A 1,533-nucleotide genomic window follows, 5' to 3' on the forward strand; every position below is an offset into this window, starting at 1 on the left:
GTAGTAGGTAAGCGATGGGGTGACGCAGGAAGGTAGTCCAGCCCGGGCGGTGGTTGTCCCGGGGTAAGGGTGTAGGCCGAGGGGTAGGCAAATCCGTCCCTCATATAAGGCTGAGACCTGATGCCGAGCCGATTGTGGTGAAGTGGATGATCCTATGCTGTCGAGAAAAGCCTCTAGCGAGTTTCATGGCGGCCCGTACCCTAAACCGACTCAGGTGGTCAGGTAGAGAATACCGAGGCGTTCGGGTGAACTATGGTTAAGGAACTCGGCAAAATGCCCCCGTAACTTCGGGAGAAGGGGGGCCATCACTGGTGATCGGACTTGCTCCGTGAGCTGGGGGTGGCCGCAGAGACCAGCGAGAAGCGACTGTTTACTAAAAACACAGGTCCGTGCGAAGCCGTAAGGCGATGTATACGGACTGACGCCTGCCCGGTGCTGGAACGTTAAGGGGACCGGTTAGTGACCTTTCGGGGTTGCGAAGCTGAGAACTTAAGCGCCAGTAAACGGCGGTGGTAACTATAACCATCCTAAGGTAGCGAAATTCCTTGTCGGGTAAGTTCCGACCTGCACGAATGGCGTAACGACTTCTCGACTGTCTCAACCATAGGCCCGGTGAAATTGCACTACGAGTAAAGATGCTCGTTTCGCGCAGCAGGACGGAAAGACCCCGGGACCTTTACTACAGTTTGATATTGGTGTTCGGTTCGGCTTGTGTAGGATAGGTGGGAGACTTTGAAGCAGCCACGCCAGTGGTTGTGGAGTCGCCGTTGAAATACCACTCTGGTCGTGCTGGATGTCTAACCTCGGTCCGTGATCCGGATCAGGGACAGTGTCTGATGGGTAGTTTAACTGGGGCGGTTGCCTCCCAAAGGGTAACGGAGGCGCCCAAAGGTTCCCTCAGCCTGGTTGGCAATCAGGTGTTGAGTGTAAGTGCACAAGGGAGCTTGACTGTGAGACCGACGGGTCGAGCAGGGACGAAAGTCGGGACTAGTGATCCGGCGGTGGCTTGTGGAAGCGCCGTCGCTCAACGGATAAAAGGTACCCCGGGGATAACAGGCTGATCTTCCCCAAGAGTCCATATCGACGGGATGGTTTGGCACCTCGATGTCGGCTCGTCGCATCCTGGGGCTGGAGTCGGTCCCAAGGGTTGGGCTGTTCGCCCATTAAAGCGGTACGCGAGCTGGGTTTAGAACGTCGTGAGACAGTTCGGTCCCTATCCGCTGTGCGCGTAGGAATATTGAGAAGGGCTGTCCCTAGTACGAGAGGACCGGGACGGACGAACCTCTGGTGTGCCAGTTGTCCTGCCAAGGGCATGGCTGGTTGGCTACGTTCGGGAGGGATAACCGCTGAAAGCATCTAAGCGGGAAGCCTGCTTCAAGATGAGTATTCCCACCTCCTTGAGAGGGTAAGGCTCCCAGTAGACGACTGGGTTGATAGGCCAGATGTGGAAGCCCGGTAACGGGTGAAGCTGACTGGTACTAATAGGCCGAGGGCTTGTCCTCAGTTGCTCGCGTCCACTGTGTTAGTTCTGAA

At 56.4% G+C, this 1,533-nt stretch carries 1 rRNA gene; it reads left to right on the top strand.

Annotation, left to right across the window (positions count from 1 at the left end):
• Positions 1-1,502, top strand: a 23S ribosomal RNA gene (locus ACFYOB_RS41600); the annotation flags it as partial.
• Positions 1,503-1,533: the final 31 nt, after the last annotated feature.

It is taken from the genome of Streptomyces sp. NPDC006463, assembly GCF_042870715.1.
Taxonomy (GTDB): Bacteria; Actinomycetota; Actinomycetes; order Streptomycetales; family Streptomycetaceae; genus Streptomyces.